The 589-nt window shown below is 64.7% G+C and carries 1 protein-coding gene; it reads left to right on the top strand.

Features of this window, described 5'->3' with window-relative positions; genetic code table 11:
• On the top strand, window positions 1-589 hold a 589-nt coding region (locus KDM41_18630; GenBank protein ID MCB1185440.1), incomplete at both ends, for a serine/threonine protein kinase.

Below are 589 nucleotides of genomic sequence, written 5' to 3'. Positions count from 1 at the left end.
ATGGCCTACATCGACGGCCAGCCGCTGTCGCGATTCGTCGGGACGGATGAGTTCAGCGACCAGCGCCGGGTGGCCACGGTCGTCTGCCAAATTGCCGAAGGTCTCGCCCATGCCCACGAGCAGGGAATTTTGCACCGTGATCTCAAGCCGGGCAACGTCCTCATGCCGCCCTCCGGCAACCCCTGCGTGACCGACTTCGGCCTCGCCCGGCATGCCGATACTCGCGACGAGTCCCGCATCACCAAGGAAGGAACGATCCTCGGCACCCCCGCCTATATGTCCCCGGAGCAGATCGAGGCCAAGGACGATCTCGTCGGCCCCGGCACGGACATCTACGCCCTCGGCGTGATCCTCTACGAACTCCTCGCCTCGCGGCTGCCGTTCATCGGCACGGTTATGTCGATCCTCGGGCAGGCCCTCCGCGATCGACCGACACCCCTCTGCAAGGTCCGCTCGAACGTCGACCCCAAGCTCGAGGACCTCTGCCTGCAAATGCTTGAGAAGACGCCCGACAAGCGTCCCGCGTCGATGCAGGAAATCGTCGAACGTCTTCAGACCTGGCTCGACCAGACCTCCCCGGAAACGCAGG

This window comes from bacterium, from assembly GCA_020440705.1.
Classification (GTDB): domain Bacteria; phylum Krumholzibacteriota; class Krumholzibacteriia; order LZORAL124-64-63; family LZORAL124-64-63; genus JAGRNP01.
The sequence above is the reverse complement of the archived record's forward strand: the minus strand, read 5'-3'. Positions and strand labels throughout refer to the sequence as shown.